General features: G+C 65.4%; 22 protein-coding genes. 13 read left to right on the top strand and 9 right to left on the bottom strand.

Annotated elements, in window-relative coordinates; genetic code table 11:
• The first annotated feature begins 5 nt into the window (after positions 1-5).
• Together astD and VIG90_RS00910 are read left to right on the top strand one after the other, a co-directional pair.
• Complete coding sequence (astD, locus tag VIG90_RS00915) at positions 6-1,457, top strand: succinylglutamate-semialdehyde dehydrogenase (protein WP_414695455.1); 1,452 nt, start codon at positions 6-8, stop codon at positions 1,455-1,457.
• A 74-nt stretch (positions 1,458-1,531) separates the two neighbouring features.
• The gene (locus VIG90_RS00910) at positions 1,532-2,821 is read left to right on the top strand and encodes an N-succinylarginine dihydrolase (RefSeq protein ID WP_331591494.1); all 1,290 of its coding nucleotides are present in this window, start codon (positions 1,532-1,534) and stop codon (positions 2,819-2,821) included.
• Positions 2,822-2,862: 41 nt separating this feature from the next.
• On the opposite strand, the gene VIG90_RS00905 is transcribed toward VIG90_RS00910, so the two are convergent.
• Positions 2,863-3,702, bottom strand: coding sequence for a Coq4 family protein (locus tag VIG90_RS00905; RefSeq protein WP_331591492.1), 840 nt, complete (start codon positions 3,700-3,702; stop codon positions 2,863-2,865).
• Between the two features lie 148 nt (positions 3,703-3,850).
• A complete protein-coding gene (locus VIG90_RS00900; protein WP_331591491.1) occupies positions 3,851-4,684 on the bottom strand; it encodes a universal stress protein in 834 nt (277 codons plus the stop codon).
• Positions 4,685-4,906: 222 nt separating this feature from the next.
• Between VIG90_RS00900 and cobA the strand changes: the two genes are divergently transcribed.
• Genes cobA through VIG90_RS00875 form a run of 5 tightly spaced genes read left to right on the top strand, consistent with a single transcriptional unit; the run spans position 4,907 to position 9,049 of the window.
• Entirely contained in the window at positions 4,907-5,770 is an 864-nt protein-coding gene (gene cobA, locus VIG90_RS00895; protein ID WP_331591490.1) for a uroporphyrinogen-III C-methyltransferase, read from the top strand.
• A gap of 7 nt (positions 5,771-5,777) precedes the next feature.
• Positions 5,778-6,059 (top strand): DUF2849 domain-containing protein, encoded by a 282-nt coding sequence (locus tag VIG90_RS00890; protein WP_331591488.1) that lies wholly within the window; start codon positions 5,778-5,780, stop codon positions 6,057-6,059.
• A 3-nt stretch (positions 6,060-6,062) separates the two neighbouring features.
• Positions 6,063-7,718, top strand: coding sequence for a nitrite/sulfite reductase (locus VIG90_RS00885; RefSeq protein WP_331591487.1), 1,656 nt, complete (start codon positions 6,063-6,065; stop codon positions 7,716-7,718).
• Positions 7,705-8,256: a DUF934 domain-containing protein gene (locus tag VIG90_RS00880; RefSeq protein WP_331591486.1), complete on the top strand. Its 552-nt coding sequence runs from the start codon at positions 7,705-7,707 to the stop codon at positions 8,254-8,256. Before VIG90_RS00885 ends, VIG90_RS00880 begins: the two co-directional genes overlap by 14 nt.
• A 7-nt stretch (positions 8,257-8,263) precedes the next feature.
• A complete protein-coding gene (locus tag VIG90_RS00875; RefSeq protein WP_331591485.1) occupies positions 8,264-9,049 on the top strand; it encodes a phosphoadenylyl-sulfate reductase in 786 nt (261 codons plus the stop codon).
• Between the two features lie 206 nt (positions 9,050-9,255).
• On the opposite strand, the gene VIG90_RS00870 is transcribed toward VIG90_RS00875, so the two are convergent.
• Positions 9,256-9,723, bottom strand: a complete 468-nt coding sequence (locus tag VIG90_RS00870; RefSeq protein ID WP_331591484.1) for a hypothetical protein — start codon at positions 9,721-9,723, stop codon at positions 9,256-9,258.
• 85 nt (positions 9,724-9,808) lie between these two features.
• Positions 9,809-11,740, bottom strand: coding sequence for a tetratricopeptide repeat-containing diguanylate cyclase (locus tag VIG90_RS00865; protein ID WP_331591483.1), 1,932 nt, complete (start codon positions 11,738-11,740; stop codon positions 9,809-9,811).
• 181 nt (positions 11,741-11,921) lie between these two features.
• On the opposite strand from VIG90_RS00865, the gene VIG90_RS00860 reads away from it, so the two are divergent.
• Entirely contained in the window at positions 11,922-12,761 is an 840-nt protein-coding gene (locus tag VIG90_RS00860; RefSeq protein WP_331591482.1) for a bifunctional precorrin-2 dehydrogenase/sirohydrochlorin ferrochelatase, read from the top strand.
• Here VIG90_RS00860 and VIG90_RS00855 read toward each other — a convergent pair.
• Positions 12,750-12,965 carry a hypothetical protein gene (locus VIG90_RS00855; RefSeq protein ID WP_331591481.1) on the bottom strand — a complete coding sequence of 72 codons (216 nt, stop codon included), beginning with the start codon at positions 12,963-12,965 and terminating at the stop codon, positions 12,750-12,752. The genes VIG90_RS00860 and VIG90_RS00855 overlap by 12 nt on opposite strands.
• A 175-nt stretch (positions 12,966-13,140) precedes the next feature.
• Here VIG90_RS00855 and VIG90_RS00850 point away from each other — a divergent pair, with 175 nt between their 5' ends.
• From VIG90_RS00850 to VIG90_RS00840, 3 genes are all read left to right on the top strand, one after another.
• Positions 13,141-14,001 carry a methyltransferase gene (locus tag VIG90_RS00850; protein WP_331591480.1) on the top strand — a complete coding sequence of 287 codons (861 nt, stop codon included), beginning with the start codon at positions 13,141-13,143 and terminating at the stop codon, positions 13,999-14,001.
• 217 nt (positions 14,002-14,218) lie between these two features.
• Complete coding sequence (locus VIG90_RS00845; RefSeq protein WP_331591479.1) at positions 14,219-15,142, top strand: sulfite exporter TauE/SafE family protein; 924 nt, start codon at positions 14,219-14,221, stop codon at positions 15,140-15,142.
• Complete coding sequence (locus VIG90_RS00840; RefSeq protein WP_331591478.1) at positions 15,139-15,927, top strand: TIGR02186 family protein; 789 nt, start codon at positions 15,139-15,141, stop codon at positions 15,925-15,927. The genes VIG90_RS00845 and VIG90_RS00840 overlap by 4 nt, the downstream gene beginning before the upstream one ends.
• Positions 15,928-16,075: 148 nt before the next feature.
• On the opposite strand, the gene VIG90_RS00835 is transcribed toward VIG90_RS00840, so the two are convergent.
• Positions 16,076-16,390, bottom strand: a complete 315-nt coding sequence (locus VIG90_RS00835) for an NINE protein (RefSeq protein WP_331591476.1) — start codon at positions 16,388-16,390, stop codon at positions 16,076-16,078.
• A 174-nt stretch (positions 16,391-16,564) separates the two neighbouring features.
• Here VIG90_RS00835 and VIG90_RS00830 point away from each other — a divergent pair, with 174 nt between their 5' ends.
• Positions 16,565-18,214, top strand: coding sequence for an ATP-binding protein (locus VIG90_RS00830; RefSeq protein WP_331591475.1), 1,650 nt, complete (start codon positions 16,565-16,567; stop codon positions 18,212-18,214).
• A gap of 334 nt (positions 18,215-18,548) precedes the next feature.
• On the opposite strand, the gene VIG90_RS00825 is transcribed toward VIG90_RS00830, so the two are convergent.
• Together VIG90_RS00825 and VIG90_RS00820 are read right to left on the bottom strand one after the other, a co-directional pair.
• Positions 18,549-19,061 carry a lipocalin family protein gene (locus tag VIG90_RS00825; protein WP_331591474.1) on the bottom strand — a complete coding sequence of 171 codons (513 nt, stop codon included), beginning with the start codon at positions 19,059-19,061 and terminating at the stop codon, positions 18,549-18,551.
• A 35-nt stretch (positions 19,062-19,096) separates the two neighbouring features.
• Positions 19,097-19,897, bottom strand: a complete 801-nt coding sequence (locus VIG90_RS00820) for a tryptophan 2,3-dioxygenase family protein (protein WP_331591473.1) — start codon at positions 19,895-19,897, stop codon at positions 19,097-19,099.
• Between the two features lie 134 nt (positions 19,898-20,031).
• Between VIG90_RS00820 and VIG90_RS00815 the strand changes: the two genes are divergently transcribed.
• Positions 20,032-20,493, top strand: a complete 462-nt coding sequence (locus VIG90_RS00815; protein WP_331591472.1) for an Lrp/AsnC family transcriptional regulator — start codon at positions 20,032-20,034, stop codon at positions 20,491-20,493.
• Positions 20,494-20,594: 101 nt separating this feature from the next.
• On the opposite strand, the gene cysQ is transcribed toward VIG90_RS00815, so the two are convergent.
• A complete protein-coding gene (gene cysQ / locus VIG90_RS00810) occupies positions 20,595-21,449 on the bottom strand; it encodes a 3'(2'),5'-bisphosphate nucleotidase CysQ (RefSeq protein ID WP_331591470.1) in 855 nt (284 codons plus the stop codon).
• Positions 21,450-21,532 lie beyond the last annotated feature (83 nt).

Genomic DNA, 21,532 nt, shown 5'->3' with positions numbered 1-21,532 from the left:
CTGCCATGCCGCAGGCGGATCAGGCAGGCGCGCAGCCCGGCGAGACGCTGGTGTCCTACAACCCGGCCACGGGCGAGGCGGTGTGGCGCGGCCCGGTTGCAAACGAGGCCGTGGTGTCTGCCGCCATTGCCGCCGCCCGCAGTGCCGCGCCCGCCTGGTCTCGCCGCTCGTTCGAGGATCGCGCCGCCATCGCCACCACCTTTGCCGAGCGCATGCGCGAGCGGAAGGAGGAGTTGGCCCGCCTCATCTCGCTGGAAACCGGCAAGCCGTTCTGGGAAGCGCAGACCGAAATCGACAGCGTGGCGGGCAAGGTGGACATCTCCATCCGCGCCTATCAGGAGCGCACCGGCACGCGCGTGCAGGACACGGGCGGCATGCGCCAGCGCGTGGCCCACAAGGCGCACGGCGTGCTGGCGGTGCTGGGGCCGTACAATTTCCCCATGCATCTGGCCAATGGCCACATCGTACCGGCCTTGCTGGCGGGCAACACGGTGGTGTTCAAGCCGAGCGAGGAAACCCCGTTCTGCGGCCTTGCCATGGCCGAAGTGTGGGAGGAAGCGGGGCTGCCGGCGGACGTGCTGCATGTGGTGATCGGCGCGGCCAGCACCGGCAAGGCGCTGGCCGGGCATCCGGACATCGATGGGCTGCTGTTCACCGGCTCCATGCCGACGGGCGTGGCGCTGCATCGCCAGTTCGCCGAGACGCCCAACCGGATCCTCGCGCTGGAGATGGGCGGCAACAACCCGCTGGTGGCGTGGGACGTGGCAGACGCGGAGGCTGCCGCCCACATCATCGCCCAGTCCGCGTTCCTGTCTGCCGGGCAGCGCTGCACCTGCGCCCGCCGCCTCATCCTGCCCACGGGCGAGGCGGGCAACCGCATTGTGGAGGCGGTGCTGGACGTGGTTGACCGGCTGATCGTCGGCGCGCCGTTCGATGATCCCCAGCCGTTCATGGGCCCGGTCATCAACCGCAACGCCGCTCGCCGCCTGCTGACCGCGCAGGATGGCCTGCTGGCCGCCGGGGGCACGCCGCTGAAGCTGATGACCGCGCCGGACGCGGACAAGCCGTTCCTCACACCCGGCCTCGTCGACGTGACCCACGTCAACAACCGGGCGGACGAGGAGCATTTCGGCCCGCTGCTGCAGGTGGTGCGCGTGACGGATTTCAGCGCCGCGCTCGATGAAGCCAATGCCACGCGCTACGGGCTGGCCGCAGGGCTCATCAGCGATGACGAGAAACTCTACCAGCGCTTCTGGGACGACAGCCGCGCGGGCGTGCTGGCGTGGAACCGGCCGACGACCGGCGCTGCCTCCGCTTCGCCGTTCGGCGGCGTGGGGCTGTCCGGCAACCACCGGCCCAGCGCCTACTATGCGGCGGATTACTGCGCCTTCCCCGTGGCCAGCCTTGAGCAGTCCGCGCCGAACGCTCCCATCCGCACCGGGTTGAAGCCCGCCTGAAACCTTTGTTGATCGCGCTTTCTGGACCGCAGGCCATGCGGCCTGCTCGAAAGTCGCTCTAAAGCGAGTGCAGAATGACTACGGTTGAAATCAATTTCGACGGGCTGATCGGCCCCACTCACAACTACGCCGGGCTCAGCCTCGGCAACGTGGCCTCCGCCGCCAACGCGGGCGAGGTCTCGTCCCCGCGGGCGGCCGCGCTTCAGGGCCTTGCCAAGATGAAGCAGCTGATGGACCGGGGGCTACCGCAGGGTGTGCTGCCGCCGCAGGAGCGGCCCTATGTGCCGGTGCTGCGCATGCTGGGGTTCGACGGCTCGGACGCGGCCGTGTGCGCGGCGGCGTTCGCGGCGGACCCCGCCCTGTTCCGCAACGCCTTTGCCGCCTCTTCGATGTGGACCGCCAACGCCGCCACCGTGTCGCCCAAGCCGGACACGGCGGACGGGCGCGTGCACCTGACGGTCGCCAACCTCGCCAGCATGGCGCACCGCTCGCTGGAGCCGCCAGAGACCGAGCAGTGGCTGCGCCTGGCGTTCGGGGCCGAGCAGCATTTCTGCGTTCACAGCGCCCTGCGCTTCGGCGTGCACTTCGGGGACGAGGGCGCGGCCAATCACATGCGCCTTGCCCCGGCCCACGGCGCGACGGGCGTCGAGGTCTTCGTTTACGGCGAGGACAAGGGCGGCCGTTTTCCCGCCCGCCAGAAGCGCCGCGCCAGCGAGGCGATTGCCCGCCTGCACGGGCTGGACATGAAGCGCACGCTGTTCGTCGCCCAGTCGGACGCCGCCATTCAGGCCGGGGCCTTCCACAACGACGTGGTGGCCGTCGCCAACGAGCACGTGCTGTTCACCCATGAGCACGCCTTCGAGGACAAGGCGAAGTTCTACAATGCGCTGGAGGATGCGCTGCCGGGCGTCCTCATCGTCGAGGTGCCGTCTGCCGAGGTGGGGCTGGAAGACGCCATCCGCTCCTACCTGTTCAACTCCCAGCTCATCACCCTGCCGAATGGGGACATGGCCCTCGTCATGCCGCAGGAGTGCCGCGACAATATTCGCGTGTGGGATTACGTGCAGCGTCTTCTGGACAAGAACACGCCCATCCGCGAGGCCATCGTCATCGACGTGCGCGAGAGCATGAGGAACGGCGGCGGCCCCGCCTGCCTGCGGCTGCGCGTGCAGGTGGACGAAGCCGCCATGGCCGCCATCGATTCCCGCTTCCTGCTGGATGAGCGCAAGTGGGAGGCGCTGAACCGCGTGGTCGAGACCCACTGGCCCGAGCGCATCACCCCCGGCGACATCGGCAACGCCGCCCTCTGGGAGCAGGCCTGGGCCGCCCGCCGCGCCCTGCTGGCCGAGATGGGACTGGCGTGAGGGCGGCAGCGGAGGAGTAACCGGATCGAGTCAAGCCCGCCTCAGCCCTTTGAGGCTTCGAAGGTCCAGGTCCAGTGGCCTTCGGGCGGGCCGTCATGAAAGTTGAATTCCTCACGGATGTCCTCGATCGTCCAGTCGAAGTAATCTTCCCACTTCATCATGAAGAGGGGACGCTTCTGCTTGCTGCCCAGCGCCTGCCCGCGCACGATGCCCTCCAGATAGGCGGGCACGACGGCGGGGTAGTGGCAGGAGGCACGCATGAGCCCGGTTGTCACCAGAAACGCGCCGTGGCGGTTGAGCTCTGCCGCGAATTCCGCGCCGAAGTAATTGATGTTGGCGACGGTGTTCGCCACGATCAGCGCCATCTCGCCGACCGGGCTGGGGTCGAGGCCCGTGACCATGTGCTCGATGTCGTGCACCTGAATCCGGCGCTTGTTCAGGTATTCATAGTCGTTGCGCGGCTCGCCGAGGAACATGAAGTCGATGTCCATGCCGCTCTCGACCATGAAGCGGTAGACGCGCTCACCCAGCGTGCCGGGCGCGCAGTCCTTCACATGCTCCGGCTTCAGGTCCGAGACGAAGCGCTCCTCCAGCCACGCGGCGAAGTCCGGCAAACGCCTGCGGGCGTCCGCCAGCCCGCCGAACAGCGCCTGCGTGTCGGTCACCTCGCCGAAGGCGCGGTTGATCTCCGGCACGAGATAAGCGCCGGGCAGATCATGGCCGTCCCGCTTCAGGCCCATCTGGGCGAACAGGTCCCGGAACAGCGGGTTGTTCAAATACTTTGACGTGCTGATCAGGATGCTGCCGGCGACCGGCTCCCGGCCGCCCTTCAGGTACTGCGCTTCCTTGTCGGCCAGTTTCAGGCCCAGATCCTCGGCCATACCCTCTCCCCATTTTTCTGGTTTATCGCGCAAACGCGGGTTTAGTTTACGCGATAAACCATGCCGCACAAACGCGGATGCACCAAGCCAGTCGGCTGGGGGAAGGTCATTCGGCCGGGCGCCCCTCTCAGGACATCAATTCAGGGCATCAATGCGAGAGCAGCACCGGAACGGTGGCGTTGCCCAGAACGTCACGGGTCGCGCCGCCGAGGAACATCTCCCACATGCGGGAATGGCCGTAAGCGCCCATGATCAGCAGGCGCGAGCCCTGATCGCGGGCAAAGGCCTGCAGCACCTCGCCGATGGAGCGTCCCTGACTGTCGAGCCGGTGAACGTTCACGTTGCGCACATGGCGGGCGAGATGGCGGGCCAGCCCCGCGCCCGGCTCCTCGCCGTGGCCGTCATCGCTGGGCACGGCATCGACGATGGCGATGTCCACCTGCGCGGCGGCGGTGATGAGGTCCATGGCGTCATGCACGGCGCGCACCGCTTCCTTGCTGGCATTCCAGCCGATGGTCACCTTGTCGAACGGCAGGTGCGAGCGCTCGGGCAGGATCAACAGCGGGCGGCCGGTCTGGAACACGATGCTCTGCACCAGCCGGTCCCACATGCGCCCGTCGCCCTGGCTGGAGCGGCCGCCCATCAGCACCAGATCGGCATAGCGGGCGTGCACCGCCGCATCCATCGGCAGGATGTCCATGTCCACCACGATGGTGCGCACCTCATGGCGAATCCCGGCGGCGTCCAGCCGCTCGCGGATGGTGGCGCAGGTCTGCTCCGCCACCTCGGTCTGACGGCCGACCTCGGACTGGTAGGCCTCGTAGATCACGGTGCCGAGCAGGTATTCCTGATACAGCGGCACGCCCGCGCACACCACCACCGTCAGGTGGGCGCTATTGGCGCGGCACAACTCGATGGCGACCTCAAGCGCCGGAGACTCGTCTCCGGTTTCTCCCAGCAGCACCAGAATGTCTTTTACCATGGCAGGCAGTCCCCTTGTCTGGCCTTTTCCCCGGCCCCGGATCGGCACGGCCGAAGCGCCGCGCTGCGTTTAAATATTCAACGCATGAGCAACCACGCAGACCCAACCGGCCAGCGCCGCCCCCGGTTTCCCCAAGTTGGACTACGGGAGGGCCAAGAAAAGCTCGTTTGCGATCTGACCTTGGTGGGGCCAGTTTACGCTTCAAGAATTCAGGAGAAAACCATGCAACGGTGGCTGGCTACACAGGCCAACCGTCCCTTTGGCATAGACTCATCCCTGCGCGAGCAAAAGCCCGCCCAGGGCAAGGTCGTGCTCGTGGGTGGCGGGCCGGGCGATCCGGACCTTCTGACCGTGAAAGCGGTGAAGGCCCTGCGCGACGCCGAGGTCGTGGTTTACGACGGCCTCATCGATTCCCGCATCATGGAGCTGGTCAATCCGCTGGCGGAGATGATCTGCGTGGCCAAGGCCCGCTCCCGCCACACCATGAAGCAGGAGGACATCAACCTGCTGCTCGTCGCCAAGGCCCGCGCCGGTTACCGCGTCGCCCGCCTGAAGGGCGGAGACCCGTTCGTGTTCGGCCGGGGCGGCGAGGAAGTGGAAGCCTGCCGGGAAGCGGGCATTCCGGTGGAGGTGATTCCGGGCATTACCGCCGCGCTCGGCTGCGCGGCCGAGAGCCTGCTGCCGCTCACCCACCGCGATCACGCCAGCGCCGTCACGTTCGTTGCGGGCCAGTGCAAGGGTCTCACGGACCAGAACTGGCAGGGCCTTGCAGCCCCGGGGCGCACGCTGGTGGTCTACATGGGCGTGACCGCCGCCCCCGCCATTGCGGAGAAGCTGATGGCGGACGGACTGCCGGGCGATACCCCCGCCGCCATTCTGGAAGGCGGCACGCGCCTTGACGGCCGCACGTTCGTGACCCGCCTCGGCGCGCTGGCCGAGACCATTGCCGAGCACGGCGTGCGCAGCCCGGCGCTGCTGGTTGTGGGCGAGGTGGCGGCACTGGCCGTGGAGCGGCCCGGTGCCCTTGCGCCTGCCGTTGCCCCTTACGTTCCTGAAAACATCGACCTTCTGATGCCCGCGGAGTGATTTTGTAATGCCGCAAGTTATGACCGCTTATGATGTACCCACCGGCGATGTCGTCTACTGGCGAGGCGACGGCTGGACCCGCGATGTGCGCGAGGCCGTGGCATTTGACGACGCGACCCTGGCCGAGGCTGCCTCGACCCGTGACGCCGTCGCCCAGAAGGTGATGGACCACTACCCGATCGACGTCGAGCTGAAGGACGGCAAGCCCTGGCCCACCCGCTACCGCGAGGTGGTGCGCGCCAGCGGCCCGTCCGTTCGTCTTGACCTCGGCAAGCAGGCGGAGCTCTGAGCCATGTACCAGTACGATAATTTCGATCAGGCCATTCTCGACGCCCGCGTCGAGGAGTTCCGCGATCAGGTGGGCCGCCGCCTCTCGGGCGAGCTGACCGAGGAGCAGTTCCGGCCGCTGCGGCTGATGAACGGCGTCTATCTCCAGCTGCACGCCTACATGCTGCGCATCGCCATTCCCTACGGCACGCTGAACACCAAACAGGTGCGCATGCTGGGCCATGTGGCGCGCACGTACGACAAGGGCTACGGCCACTTCACGACCCGGCAGAACATCCAGTTCAACTGGATCAGGCTGCAGGACACGCCGGACATCATCCGCGACCTGTCCACCGTTGGTCTGCATTCCATCCAGACGTCGGGCAACTGCATCCGCAACACCACGGCGGACCAGTTCGCCGGTGCGACCGCCGAGGAAGTGACCGACCCGCGCGTGTGGGCCGAAGTGCTGCGCCAATGGTCCACCTTCCACCCGGAATACAGCTTCCTGCCGCGCAAGTTCAAAGTGGCGATCACCGCCGCCGACAACGACCGCGCCGCCGTGCAGTGGCATGACGTCGGCATCGTCATTCACAAGAACGAGGCAGGCGAGCTGGGCTTCCGCGTGCTGGCCGGCGGCGGCATGGGCCGCACCCCAATCATCGGCAAGGTGGTGCGCGAGTGGCTGCCGCAGCAGCATTTCCTGTCGTACCTCGAGGCCCTGATGCGGGTGTACAACCGCTATGGCCGCCGCGACAACATCTACAAGGCGCGCATCAAGATCCTGGTTCACGAACTGGGCATCGAGAAGTTCCGCGAGGAAGTGGAGGCCGAGTGGCAGGAGGTCCTCAAGACCTTCCAGGACATCGACCCGCGCGAGGTGGAGCGCATCGCCGCCAACTTTGCCCCGCCGCCGTTCGAGACGCTGGCCGACACGGATGCCGGTTTTGACGCCGCGCTGACCGCTGACGCCGAGTTCGCCAAGTGGGTGAAGCAGAACGTCTCTGCCCACAAGGCGCCGGGCTATGCCATCGCCACCCTTTCGCTGAAGCCGATCGGCGGCATTCCGGGCGACGCCTCGGCGGACCAGCTGGACGCCGTTGCCGACCTGGCCGACCAGTTCTCCTTCGGCGAGGTGCGCGTGACCCACGAGCAGAACCTGGTTCTGCCGCACGTGAAGAAGGCGGACCTGTTCGTGCTGTGGCAGGAACTGGTGAAACAGGAGCTGGCGACCTCCAACGCCGGCCTCCTGTCAGACATCATCGCCTGCCCGGGCCTTGATTACTGCACGCTGGCCAACGCCCGCGCCATTCCGGTGGCGCAGGACATCGCCAAGCGCTTTGCCGATATCGAGCGCCAGCGCGACGTTGGCGAGCTGAAGATCAAGATCTCCGGGTGCATCAACGCCTGCGGCCACCACCATGCCGGCCACATCGGCATTCTGGGCGTGGACAAGCGCGGCGAGGAAAACTTCCAGATCACGCTGGGCGGCTCGGGCGCGGAAGACGCCTCGCTCGGCAAGATCATCGGCCCGGGCTTTGACTATGACGGCGTGATTAATGCCGTCGAGACCATCGTCGAGACCTACCGCTCCATCCGCAACGAGGGCGAGCGGTTCCTCGACACCTATCGTCGTGTTAGCGTTCAGCCGTTCAAGGATGCGGTTTATGGCTCGAATTGAGATCAAGCGTAAAAGCCTGGAAGAGGCGACCGCGGGCGTTCTTGAGGTTGAAGGCGCGCTGGAGATCCGCCTGCGCGAGGACGAGCCGCGCGAGTGGACCTTCGTGCCCGACGATGCCGAGCTTCCGGCGGAAGGCAACGTGGTGGTCAGCCTGAAGCGTCTGGCGGACGTGGCAGGCGACAGCCGCTACGGCAGCGTTGGCGTGCGCATTCAGGCGGGCGAGGACGTGCGGGAGATTGCCCCGCATCTGGCACGCATCGGCATCGTGGAGCTGGAATTCCCCAAGTTCCGCGACGGGCGCAACTACTCCTCCGCCGCGATCCTGCGTCAGCAGCTGAAGTACACCGGCGAGATCCGCGCCATTGGCGACGTGCTGGCCGACCAGCTGTTCTACATGATCCGCGTCGGCATCGACTGCCTCGCGCTGCACCCCAGCGTGAAGGAAGAAACCGCCCGTCGCGCGCTCGACCGCTTCGCCTTCGTCTACCAGCAGTCCAGCGACGATCGCCGTCCGGTCTGGACGCTCAGGAATGGATAACCCGGCCATGACCGAGTTCACCGAACTGGCATCGCTGGACCTGGAGCTGGCGGAAGGGGCGGACGCCACCTTCCAGCCGCGCTTCACGCAGGCCCACGCGGATGAGCTGAACCAGCGTTTCGCACAGGTGCCTGCCGCCCAGATGCTGCGGGAGGTGCTGACGGACGTGCTCCCGGGTCAGGTCTCGATGGTTTCCTCCTTCGGCACCGAATCTTCCGTACTGCTGCATCTGGTGGCGCAGGCCGACCCGGCCGTGCCGGTGCTGTTCATCGATACGCTGCGCCTGTTCCCCGAGACGACGCGCTACCGGGACCAGCTGGTGAAGCTGCTGGGCCTGACCAACGTGCAGACCTTCGAGCCGCTGCCGGAAAAGCTGGCGGAGGCGGACCCCAAGTATCTGCTGTGGTCCTACAACCCGGACGCCTGCTGCGCCGTGCGCAAGGTGGAGCCGCTGGCCCGCGCGTTGACCGGCGTGGATGCGTGGATTTCCGGCCGCAAGGCGTTTCAGGCCGCCACCCGCGCCAACATTCCGCTGTTCGAGATTGCGGACAGCCGCCTGAAGATCAACCCGCTGGCCCGCTGGACCCGCGAGGATCTAGTGGCCTACATGGAGCAGTACAACCTGCCCCATCACCCGCTTGAGGCGGACGGTTACCTCTCCATCGGCTGCATGCCCTGCACCACCCCGGTGCGCCCGGGTGAAGACCCGCGTGCGGGCCGTTGGCGCGGCTGGGACAAGACTGAATGCGGCATCCACACCCCGGTGAAGCCGGGCTCCGAACCGGTGTTCTGAGGCGCCTCCCCCGCCCTCCCCGGCGGGAGAGGGATTCCTGTCCTCAGGACGCCCAGCAATCGCCCGCAAAGGCAGGTTACAGCGCCAGAACGGATCCTGCCGCTACCTGCACAGCTTTGGCAGGCAAAATCCTCTGATAATGGGTTTAAAACTCTCTGGCAGCGATTTCGCTTAGCGGATGAATTGAGCGGGCGGGAGCACGACCTTTACGGGCGGCCTGCCCGCCAGTCCCGATACCGCTCCATCCGTTCGACCCGCTCGAGGTGGCCGAAGCGGTCTGACGCGCCAAAGCTGTGGCGCTCAATGCCAGAGGGCGCGTAATAGCCATAAGGGTCGTAATCGTAGCGATTGCGCTCATAGACGAAAGACGCCCCAACCGTCGCGCTCTTGCCGACCGGGGCCACGACAGATGTGGCAACGCCGCGTGCGCCACCCGTGCCGACCATCATCGATGCCTCGCCGTGGATACGCCGTTCGGAGTCCTCACCCGCCAGACCGGAAGCGTGCATCTCGCGCTCGAGGCCTTCCGCCTCGATCTCCGCCTTTTCCTCCGGCGAGAGGCTGTAGACCGTCCCTGAAGACTTGGTGTCAGCAGCGTGAGCGCCCTGAACGCCGGCCAGCCCGCAAACGAGGATGCTCAGAATACTGAGCCGTCGGCTTTGGCGGCACATCATGGGGGCTCTCCATTTACTCATACCTCAGGAGCATTCAGGCTGGTGCATTACAGCGGTCATGTCAAATGGCACGCCGCGCTGTCGGTCAGACCGCAATTTCGTCGGCAGGGTGCAGCCGTGCAGGACCGGGCTCCTCCCTTTCGCTCCAGGGCTGGTAAAGGCAGGTGCGATCACGCCCTTCCGCCTTGGCACGATAGAGAGCGTCATCCGCCCGGTCGAGCAGGATACGGAACCCGTCTTCGGGTGCAAAGCCGACGGCCAGCCCGGCGCTGAACGTGGCTCGAAAATCAGACGTGAACGACAGGCTGCACCCGGCAAGGCCGGAGCGCGTGCGCTCGATCACCTCCGCCGCCGCCTCGGCCCCGGTGTTCGGCAATATCACAAGAAATTCTTCGCCGCCCCAGCGGCCGATGATATCCTGCGGGCGCACCGCCTGCTTCAAGGTCTCGGCAAAGGCAATCAGCACCGCGTCGCCCGCCGCATGGCCCCACCTGTCGTTGATCTGCTTGAAGTGGTCCAGATCGATGATGGCCACTGCTACTGGCCGCCGGGTCTCTGCCACATCATAGAACACGGATTTTGCCAGCTCGACGGTGCGTCGGCGGTTGTTGAGCCCGGTGAGCGAATCCTTGCGCGCCACCTCCTGAAGAGCAAGCTGGTGGCGCCGGCTGACCAGATATCCCGAGAGCAGGCCGCCGATCAGCAACACGCCCACCACGAACATCAGCACCAGTTGCCGGGCCTGCTGCTGCTGACGGTCCTTCGCCACTTCCAGCTCGCGGCGAAGCGCCTCGTTCCGCTCGATCTGGCGATTGATTTGCACCAGCGCGCGCTGCGCAGCCATCTGCCGTGTGCGCTCCACCTCATTGCGCCGGGTGAACTGACGCAGATATTCCGCAAGATCTGCATAGGCCTGCGCGTGGTTGCCAAGTCGCTCCTGCGCCTCCGCCCGGTATCGGTAGGCCTGCATGATACTGATGGCGGTGGACTCGACAGCAGAAGACTGGAACACCCCGTTCAGGAGAGCGAGCGCCCGTGCGGGCTGCTGCTTCTTCAGCGCAATCTCAGCCATCTGGATATGCGCCTCTGCCTCGGCCTCCTCGCCGTTGGCAACGAACACCTTCGCGGCCGCCTCGCACCGCGCCGTGGCGTCATGTAGCCGGCCCATATCGGTCAGAGCCATGCACCACTCGAGATCAATGTAGGCGTCCCCCACCGTGTCGCCGAACGGCGCGCTCAACCGGCGGGACTGGGCGTAATACTGAACCGCCTCGGCCGGTCGGCCGGCCAGGCGATGGTAGCGGGCAACAAAATAATAATCGTTGCTGAGACCATGGGTGTGACCGTGGCGCTTGTCCCACGCGGTCTGCTCTGCCAGCAGGGCAAGCGCCTGCTCGAAATCACCGGCGTAGCGCATGAACTGGCCCAGAGCCATTGCGGCATGAACCCGCTGCTGCTCCCGCCCCGGGGCTTGCCCGGCGACATAGGCCTCCTGAAAATGGCTGACGGCAGATTCGATCTGGTCGGTCTGCAACAGCGCATCTGCCAGCGCAATCTGCAGGCATAGACTCTCGTCCGACTCCTTGTCATGGTGCGCCCGCGCCGCCTCAAACCGGGGGATGGCCGCACGAATGGCCTCCATCCGGAAATCCGCCTGTCCGTTGAGGATCAGCAGCTGAACGTGAGCGGGATCCTTCGGGTCTGGAACCAGCTCCAGACCGATGGCCGATTCCTCTTTCGTATCCCGAACCCGAGACAGCGCCCAATAGCCCGCGGCTCGAACGGCGTGCAGCCAGGCCTTCTGCTGTGACGTGAGCGTCTTGTCAGTTTCCAGCCGTTGCTGTGCGGCCCGCAGCGCCGCGTGGGGGTCCTGTCCGACCTGCCGCGAGAGAGCCGCGATCTTCGGGTCCGGTGTTTCAACACAGAGCACGCTTGCGCCCGCTGAGGACGCGCCGAGGCCCGCCGCCAGCAACAGGGCTGACGCGGTCAGTCGGCGCAGCGGTGGAGGAGAGAACATGCAGCAAAGCCCTCGGCAGGATTGCCCTCATCCGGCTTGAAACACGGCCGAAACAATACTGCAAGTGGTTATTATTATAACAAAATTACTTGCTCATAGATTTGCCCCGGACGTCTGAAAAGCAACACCGGGAGCCAACGGCGGGGGTGCGCCCCGGCCTGGCCTCCTGTAGAGTGGGGGCATGCGCATTCTGCCTCTCAGCTTCGATATTCAGAGCAAACCGGTGATCGTGGTGGGCCATGGCGGCATGGCCGAGGCCAAGGCCCGGCTGGTGCGGGCCGCCGGCGGGGAGCCGGTCCACCTAAGCCCGGAGGTCGCGCCCGATGCCCATCCGCTGCCGCCCGCGCGCCTTGCCTTCGTGGCGGTGGCGGACGCACGCCTTGCCGAACGCTGGGCAGAAGCGCTGAGACAGCGGGGCCTTGCCGTCAACGTGGTGGACAGGCCGGACCTGTGCGACTTTCAGGTGCCCGCCATTGTGGACCGGGGCACGGTCAGCATCGCCATCGCCACCGGGGGGCGCTCGGCCTCCCTCGCCAAGGCCCTGCGGGAGCGGCTGGAGGCGTGGTTGCCGCCCACCCTCGGCTCGCTGGCCGAGGCGATCTCCCGCCGCCGCGCCGACGTTTCCCGCCACGCCACGACCATTGAGGCCCGCCGCGCCTTCTGGGACCGGCTGCTCGCCCCCGGCGGCGCGCTCGATCCTTTCGCGGCAACGGCGGATGCGGATACGGTGATCACCGAGGCGCTGGCAGGCGAGACTCAGCCCGACCGGAACGTTCTGACGCTCAGCCTCGGCAGCGCGGATCCCGAAGATCTCACCCTGCGTCAGCTGCGCCTCCTTCAGCGGGCCGATGTCATTCTGCATGATCCGGACATGCCGGAGGCCCTGCTGGACAAGGCGCGGCGGGATGCCGCCCGCCTGCCCCTGCCGGACGGGGCGGATGCGCCCTCCGGGCTCACCGGCGTCGTGCTGCGGCTGCGGCTGAGCGAACACCGGCCCGCAGGCGAATCCTCAGAACCGTGAGCGGATGTTCAGCGGCTCGCCCCGGTACAGCGTGATTAGGTGCGCGCCCAGTATGAACAGGGCGATGAGGCCGATCAGCTGAATGACATCGGGCGGGATCAGCGGCACCCGGCCCAGCCTGCGCGGACGGCGGGAGGCGATGTTGGCCCAGAGCGTAATGAGCGCCACCACCACGAACGCCCCGATGGTTGTCTCCCAATCCATAGCTTGTGCCTGCGCCTCGATCCGTTAACCTGCCGGTTGCACCATTCCCGTCTGGTCAGGTGGTCGCCTGAGTTCTGGGGTGCCAACTGTTGCGGGAATGTGGGGAGCAATTGCCGGAAGCGCCAGCCCTAATCGTCACAGAGGCGCAACCAGCCTGAACGGGAGATCGTGTTCAATGCGTTACACAACCTATGCGGCCCTGGCCCTTGCCACGGTTCTCGGCGCGGGTGCGCCGGCTCTGGCCCAGACCGCAGCCCCGGTGTCCACCGCCACCCCGGGCGTCCCGGGTGCAGCTCAGACCAGCATCAGCGCCGCACTGGACACCGCCCTTGCCGGTGCGCACCGTGCGCCGGAGAACCGCGGCCGCGATGCGGAGCGCCACCCGAAGGAAACCCTCGCCTTCTTCGGCCTGCGCCCTGACATGACCGTGGTCGAGATCGCGCCGGGCGGCGGCTGGTACACCGAAGTCCTTGCCCCCGTGCTCAAGGAGCAAGGCCGCCTCATTGCCGCGCACAATGACCCGAACAGCGGGACCTATGGCCGCAAGTCCCTTGGCGGCTACCTGCTGAAACTGGGCACCCACCCGGACGTGTACGAGAAGGTTGAGGTGGTGCCGTTCAATCCGGGCAAGAACCTGCTCGGCGTTGCGCCCGGCACCGCCGACATGGTGCTGACTTTCCGCAACGTTCACAACTGGGTCGGCTCCAATAGCGCCGAGGCTGCCTTCAAGCTGTTCTTTGCAGCGCTGAAGCCGGGCGGCGTGCTGGGCGTGACCGACCACCGCTGGCCGGAAGACCGCGAGGTGAACCCGCGCTCGGGCTACCTGAAGGAGTCCGACGTGATCCGCATGGCGGAAAGCGCAGGCTTCAAGCTGGTCGGCAAGTCGGAGATCAACGCCAACCCGCGCGACACCAAGGACTACCCCAAGGGCGTGTGGACCCTTCCCCCGAGCTTCGCAGAAGGAGCAAAGGATCGCGGCCGCTACGCCGCCATCGGCGAGTCCGACCGCATGACGCTCAAGTTCGTGAAGCCGTAAAGAACCAACGGGTTGTCCTGAACCGTCCGCGATCGGTTGGACGCGGCGGGCCTTGGAGATACGTCTTCAGGGCTCGCCTTTTTCACCGGAATTGGTACGGGATACAAACCCGGCGGGCCGGGATTTGCAGCGGGAGGGGATCGCCGGAATCCCCCCTCGACGGCAACGGTTACCCGGTTTAAGTCAGCGTCCTGGGGTAGGGGTTGGAACGGCCGAGATGGATATTTATCTGCCCATTGCCGAGATGTCGGTGAATGCCCTCGTCATTGTCGGCTTCGGTGCGGTCGTGGGCTTCCTCTCCGGCATGTTTGGCGTGGGCGGAGGCTTCCTCACCACGCCGCTCCTGATCTTCTACGGCATTCCCCCCTCAGTTGCGGTAGCCAGCGCGGCCACGCAGATCGCGGGCTCGTCGGTCTCGGGCGTGCGCGCCCACTGGCGGCGCGGCGGCGTTGATCCCAAGATGGGCGGCGTGCTGATCGTCGGCGGCCTCGTCGGCTCGACGATCGGCTCCTACATCTTCAAGGCGCTGAAGGACGTCGGCCAGGTCGATTTCATCATTCAGCTGCTTTACGTGCTGATCCTCGGCGTCATCGGCGGGCTCATGCTCATCGAATCCGTCGGGGCGTTACTGCGCGCCCGAACCGGGCAGGCCCCGCCGCCCGCGCGCAAGCGGCATCACGGCCTGCTGCACCGCCTGCCCTGGCGCATGCGTTTCCCGCGCTCCGGCCTTTACATCAGCCCGCTGGCGCCGCTGGCGCTGGGTGCGGCCGTGGGCATGCTCACCGCCATCATGGGGGTGGGCGGCGGCTTCATTCTGGTGCCCGCCATGATCTACATGCTGGGCGTTTCCACCAGCGTGGTCGTCGGCACCTCGCTGTTCCAGATCATCTTCATCTCGGCGGCCGTGACCGTGCTGCACGCCATCAACACCCAGAGTGTCGATATCCTGCTGGCCATCCTGCTGCTGGTGGGCGGCACGGTCGGCGCGCAGCTGGGCGCGCAGTTCGCCCAGAAGCTTGGCGGCGAGAAGCTGCGCGTGGCGCTGGGGCTTCTGGTGTTCCTCGTCTCCGCGCGGCTGGCGGTGGAGCTGATGATCCGCCCGAGCGAGCTGTTCACCGTGGTGGAGGGCATGGCGTTATGAGGCGGCTGGCGGCCCTTTTCCTGCTGCTAGCGTGCGCGCTCGGCATGCTGACGGCCCTGCCCGGCGCGGCTTCGGCTCAGCGCGCGGGCCCGCGCCTGATCACGGACCTCTCCCAGAGCCGGGTGGACATCGAGTACACCTTCGCCGGGGCGGACATCATGCTGTTCGGCGCGATCGACCGCGCCTCCAGCCTGCGCAACCGCCAGCTCGACCTGATCGTGGTGGTGCGCGGCCCCTCCCACCCGCTGACCGTGCGCAAGAAGGAACGGGTGGCGGGCGTGTGGCTCAACACCCGCTCGGTGCGGTTCCACACCACACCCAGCTACTATTCCATTTCCAGCACCCGCCCGCTCGAGGAGATCGTCGACCCCAAGACGGCGGCCATCTACGAGTTCGGCATCGCCAACCTGCATTTCTCCCCCGCCTCGACCGAGCGCAGCGCGCAGGAGATTCAGGAATTCCAGACCGGGCTGGTGGACCTGCGCAACCGTGGCGGCCTTTACGTGGAGAACATGGGCGGTGTGCGGGTGGTGGAAGGGGTGCTGTTCCGCACCAGCGCCCGGCTGCCGGGCGATGCGCCGGTGGGCGAATATTCCGCCTCGGTGTTCCTGATTGCCGACCGGCAGGTGATCGCCACCACCTCGGTGCCGCTGACCGTGGGCAAGACCGGCTTCGAGCAGGCGGTGTACAACTTCGCCATCGACCAGAGCCTGGCCTATGGCCTGCTCGCCGTCATCATCGCGCTCGCCTCCGGCTGGGGCGTTGCCGCCATCATGCGGCGGTAGGACCGGATTTTTTACGGCAGCGGCCTGTTTGCCTTCGACATTAGCCAATGGGATCAAAGACCCCCTTGGCAATCCCCCATTTGCTTTCAATGGGCCCTGAAACTATCCAGAAGGAACAAGCTCTTCCTGCAAGCAAGAAGGCGTGATCTCAGCCATATTTGGCAGCAAAGTCCTGATCAGAGGTGAAAGCGTAGATAATCACCTCAACAAATGCGATGAGTGCTGGAATGAAGGTCCAGAAGAACAAAACGCACAGAATACCCTGGATCGGCTTGCCCAGATAAAACTTGTGAGCGCCAAACCCGCCAAGAAGCAGCGCAAGAACAATCGCCGCAATCCGGTTCTTCTGCCCGACGCCGCCTGTTGCCGCCTGAACACCGCCACACTGTGGGCATGCCCGCGCTTCGGCTGCGATGACCGCGCCGCACGACCGGCAATGCACCTTATTAATGATTGTGCTCAAGATTAATCTCCCTGACTTTATTTATTACTTGATAGCAATGGCTTGGCAGGCCAGCAATGGATTTTAACATTTAAATATTAACCGACATCAGCATCAAGGTTACGAACAGTTAACTGCCCAGAAGCAAGACTGGCCTAATCTCCTATCACAATGAATTTCGGGATTTTTTGCGCCATGCTGCACGATGCCGACACGATCCACGCCAACGGTCTCGCCCCTTCGGCTGAAGCGCAGACCGTGCTCGGGCGCATCCTCAGCGTCTCGGGCGACGCGGCGACGGCGACGCTGGACCCCAGCGCGCTCGCCCGCCTCGCCGCCAGCGACGACATCACCCTGCAAACTGCGGGGCAGGTGGGCGTGCCGGTGAAAACGTTGGTGCGCGGCCGCTGGGTGGTAGCCAACGTGAAGGCGGTGGAACTGGCGGGCGAGACCAGTGCACCGGTGGCGGCGCTCGACTTCCTGGGCGAAGGTTGGGTGCAAGGGGGGGCGGCGGGCCTCGGCGATTTCCGGCGGGGCATTACGCATCACCCCGCGCCGGGCAACACTCTCTATTCCGTCACCTCTGCCGATCTGGAGGAGATTTATGCGGCACGCGACCGGGCGCATGTGGCCATCGGCTCGGTGTACCCGACCGAGCATGTGAGCGCCGCGCTGTTCATCGACCCGCTGCTCTCCCGCCATTTCGCCCTGCTCGGCTCCACCGGCACCGGCAAGTCCACTACCGCTGCTCTGCTGCTGCGGGGGATCATCGAACAGGCGCCTCAGGGGCATGTGCTGATGCTGGACCCCCACGGCGAATACGCCGCAGCCTTTGCGGACGTGGGGCAGGTTTACGACGTCTCCAATCTCCACCTGCCCTACTGGCTGATGAATTTCGAGGAGCATGTGGAAGTGCTGGTCGGCCAGCGCTCGCCCGAGCGCGAGCCGGACGTTGACATTCTCCAGCGCTGCCTGCTGGCGGCGCGGCAGAAGTCGCGGCTGGCGGGCGCGGGCAACCGCATCACGGTGGATACGCCCGTGCCCTACACGCTAGCCGAGTTGCTCTCCGCCCTCTCCGCCCAGATGGGCAAGCTGGACAAGCCGGAGAAGATCACACCCTACCTGCGCCTGAAGACCAAGCTGGAGGAACTAAAGGCAGACCCGCGCTACAGCTTCATGTTCTCCGGCCTTCAGATCAACGACACGCTGGCGACGCTGATCTCCGAGTTGCTGCGCATGCCCGCTGACGGGCGGCCCGTCTCCATCATCGACCTCTCCGGGGTGCCGTCAGACATCACCAACGTGGTGGTGGCGCTGATCTCCCGCCTCGTTTTCGACTTCGCGGTGTGGACGCCCCAGCAGGAGCGGCGGCCGATCCTGCTCGTCTGCGAGGAAGCGCACCGCTACGTGCCCGCCGAGCGGCTGGACATCTTCGGCTCGGCACGCAAGAATTTGGAGCGTATCGCCAAGGAGGGCCGCAAGTACGGCGTGGCGCTCGGGCTGATCTCCCAGCGGCCGTCGGACCTCTCTGAGGCCGTGCTGTCCCAGTGCGGCACCATCATCTCGATGCGCCTCAATAACGAGCGTGACCAGCTGTTCGTGCGCTCCGCCATGTCCGAAGGGGCGCGGGGGTTCTTGGACGCCATCCCGTCCCTGCGCAACCGCGAGTGCATCGTCTGCGGCGAAGGCGCGGCCGTGCCCATGCGCGTGCGCATCGCCTCGCTTGCGCCGGAACATTGCCCAGCATCGGATGATCCGGTGTTCTCCGCAAGCTGGACCACCGGCAGCCGCGGCCTGCCACTGATTGAAGACGCGGTGCAGCGCTGGCGCACGCAGCGGCGGTAGTTTTCCCTTGGAGTGATATACGACCTTGGGCCGCGTTGCGAAAATCACAACAGTTTCGTATTCTACCGAAACTCGGGGGAGGGTTGCTGCCCTTACCCCCGAGCGTTCGAGCTAGAAGTAGAACCAGACGCTCAGTCTGATCTTCATCCACTCGAACAGGATGGAGACAAGCATGTCTCTGTTCCTTTCGGTGAAATCGGCGGGGACAATTCCCCGCCGACCACCGAATAATAGGACTGTCGTTTCGGCTCTCAAAGCATGCGATAGTCTAATATACATTTTAATACATTGATATTTAACGACTTATTCAGAAACCTCGGCGGGAAAACCGCGCCTACTTCGCAGACGGAAATTCCTCTTCCGTTTGGGGCGTGATGATGATCTTCGAGATGTCGAAGCCTTTCGAGCGCGCAAATTCCAGCCAGTCGTTGCGCTTCTCTTCCTGCATGACCGGCGTGCGGGAGAGCAGCCAGAGATACTTCCGATCCGGCGTGCCGACGAGGGAGGTGGTGTAGTCCGGGTCCAGCCGGAGAATCCAGTAATCGCCCTTGGCGAACGGCACCCAGCGCAACCCTTCGGGCAGGAAGCTCACCTTCAGCTTGGAGTTGGTGGCATCGACCGGCTTGGCCTCGCCCACCGCTTCTTCCGCCTCACCCTGTTCATTGATGTTACGATTGATGACACGGATGGTGCCGTCCTCGTTCAAGGAATATTGCGCCGTCACATTCCGTGCGCCCCGGTCTTCATGGCGAAACGGCAGGCGGGCGACCTCATACCAGGTGCCGAGGTAGCGCTTCAGATCGACCGACTCTACCGTCGCCAGCTCGGTATCATGTACAGCATCCATATGATGTCTCCCTATAAAATACAGGAAGACAACGATCAGGACGCCCTATGGTTGAGTGGACAGCCGGCGGCAGGGGCGCCAGCCAATGCGCTCTCAGCATGATGTCCGGCAATGCTCTCGCGTACGCGGCCGTAGGCAGCGCCCCAGCGATCGGTCATTTGCGAGCGGATTGCCCAGAGCTCGGGGAAGAACTGGTGGCGCGCGCCGGCTTCCAGCAGTTCGACCGGGCGGCCCTTGAGCGAGGCGGAGCCCATGCCTATGGAGCGATGAATCAATAGGATGTGATCCGCGCGGAACTTCTGGAAGCGCTCGTCGAATTCCACCAGCGCTTCCGCCACCGCGTAGGCTTCATCGTGCGCGTACTCGCTGTCGTAAATGCTCTCGACCGTGCGGCCCTGTGGCTCAAGGTAGTGGGCCTTGAAGGTGCGCCACAGATACGTCGGCATGCGCAGCAGCACCCGGAAGCCCGGAGATTCCTGCCCGCTGCCATTGCCCAGTTGCAGGCGGATCTGCTGGTAATCCTTGGGGCTCATGGTCTCCAGCAATTCCAGCTGGGTGGTCATCAACCGCAGCACGCGGTTTACCCGCTCGAAGAGGGTCAGCACCCGGAAGGTCTGGCGCTGGGCCATCTGCTCGTCGATCTCCAGCAGGGTGAAGGCGGCCAGCTTCATCCACAGCTCCTCGACCTGATGGACGATCTGGAACTGAAGCTCGTCGCGGTTGGAGAGCTGGTCGAACGGCTTCTGACAGCTGAGCAATTGGCGGCAGTTGAGATAGGCCTCGTAATCCAGCGTCTCGTCGCTCTGCATCAGCGCGTAGAATTGTTCGCGATCCATGACGGGCCTCCCCTCCCTGTGGTTCGAAGCCTCCATTCTAGTCGCGCCGGGCGGAAACATTGTTCCCAATCGGTTGTGCAGAGGCAGATTTTGCAGGACATTGTTCTTCCTGAATTCCTATATGGAGAACGTTAGTGCCGCTGGACCGCATTGACCGCGCCTTGCTCACCGAACTGGAGCGAGATGCCCGCCAGTCCTTCGCCCAGTTGGGAGAGACGGTAGGCCTCAGCAAGACGCCGGCGTGGAAGCGGGTGCAGGCGTTGGAGGCCGCGGGCGTGATCGAAGGCTACCGCGCACTCATCAGCCCGCAGGCGGTGGGGCTGGAGATCCACGCTTTCGTGCAGGTGGAAGTGGCGTTCGAGCGGCATGACGCCTTCGAGGCTGCCGTAAAGCGGCACCCGTCCGTTCTCGCCTGCTACGCCACGGCGGGCGATGCGGACTATGTGCTGGAAGTGCGCGCCCGCACCATGCCCGACCTTGACCAGCTGTTACGCCAGGAGCTGTGCATGCTGCCCGGCGTCAAACGCTTCTCCACCACCATCGGCATGAAAACCATCAAAGCCCACGGTGGGGTGATGGGATTGGTAACAGATTGATTCTCTTGCGGAGATTGGCAACTCCACGCCCCCGTAATGACAGGGGGTGCAGGGGGTTAAAACCCCCTGCGATCAAAAAGCCGTAAGGCTTAAGCCCAGCCTCACCGCTGCCATGGCATCAATTTGCGCGCCGTTGCCGCGTCCGCGTCTCCCACGGCGATGAAGGGGATGTTCTCGAAGCCGGGCTTGGCGTAGCGCAGGGGTTCGCCGGTCTTGGCGTCGAACACCTGCCCGCCTGCGCCCACAAGCAAGCCGTGGCCGGCGGCGGTGTCCCACTCGGAACAAGCGTACCAGCGGGGATAGAGGTCGGCGTTGCCCTCGGCGAGCATGGCGAACTTGATGCTGCTGCCGCGCCCGGTGACCTTGGCGTTGGGCAGGGCTTCCAGATAGCGTTTGGTCTGGGTGTCGCGGTGGCGGTAGCTGGCGAGCACGATGAGCGGGCGGTTGGCGAGGCTCCGGGCGGAGATAGCTTCCCGCCGCCCGTTGTGGTCCAACCGGAACGCGCCGACACCTTCGGCACCGGCCCAGAGCGTGCCCTCGCGCGGGGACATGAGCACGCCCAGCACCGCCTCGTAATTCACGATCAGCCCGACGTTGACGGTGTAATCCTTGCCGCCGCGCACGAACTCCTTGGTGCCGTCCACCGGGTCGATGAGCCAGAAGGTGCCGCCGATATCCTCGGGCGCTGTGCCGGCGGAGAAGGCTTCCTCGCCAACAATCGGAATGTCGGGCGTCAGCTCCCGCAGCGCCGCCTCGATGATCTGCTCGGCGGCTTCGTCTGCGGCGGTGACGGGGGACTTGTCGGCTTTTTCGCGGGCAGTGATGCCGCCCTTGCGCACGTCTTCGATGGCATCTGCCGCGCGGCGCACCGGATCCACCAGCGCATCCAGAAGGGCGCGGCGGGCATCGGGGGTATCAATGCCCGGTTTCACTCCGTTGCCGCTGTCTGCCGTCATGCCAAGCCACCATCTGAAGTTACCGCGTGCCTCTGGGCTGAACGATCCGCCCGGCTGCGGTTTCCCGCTCCTGTCCGGCTGAC

The organism is Pedomonas sp., from assembly GCF_036515995.1.
Taxonomy (GTDB): domain Bacteria; phylum Pseudomonadota; class Alphaproteobacteria; order Sphingomonadales; family Sphingomonadaceae; genus Pedomonas.
This window is presented reverse-complemented; position numbering and strand designations above follow the sequence as displayed.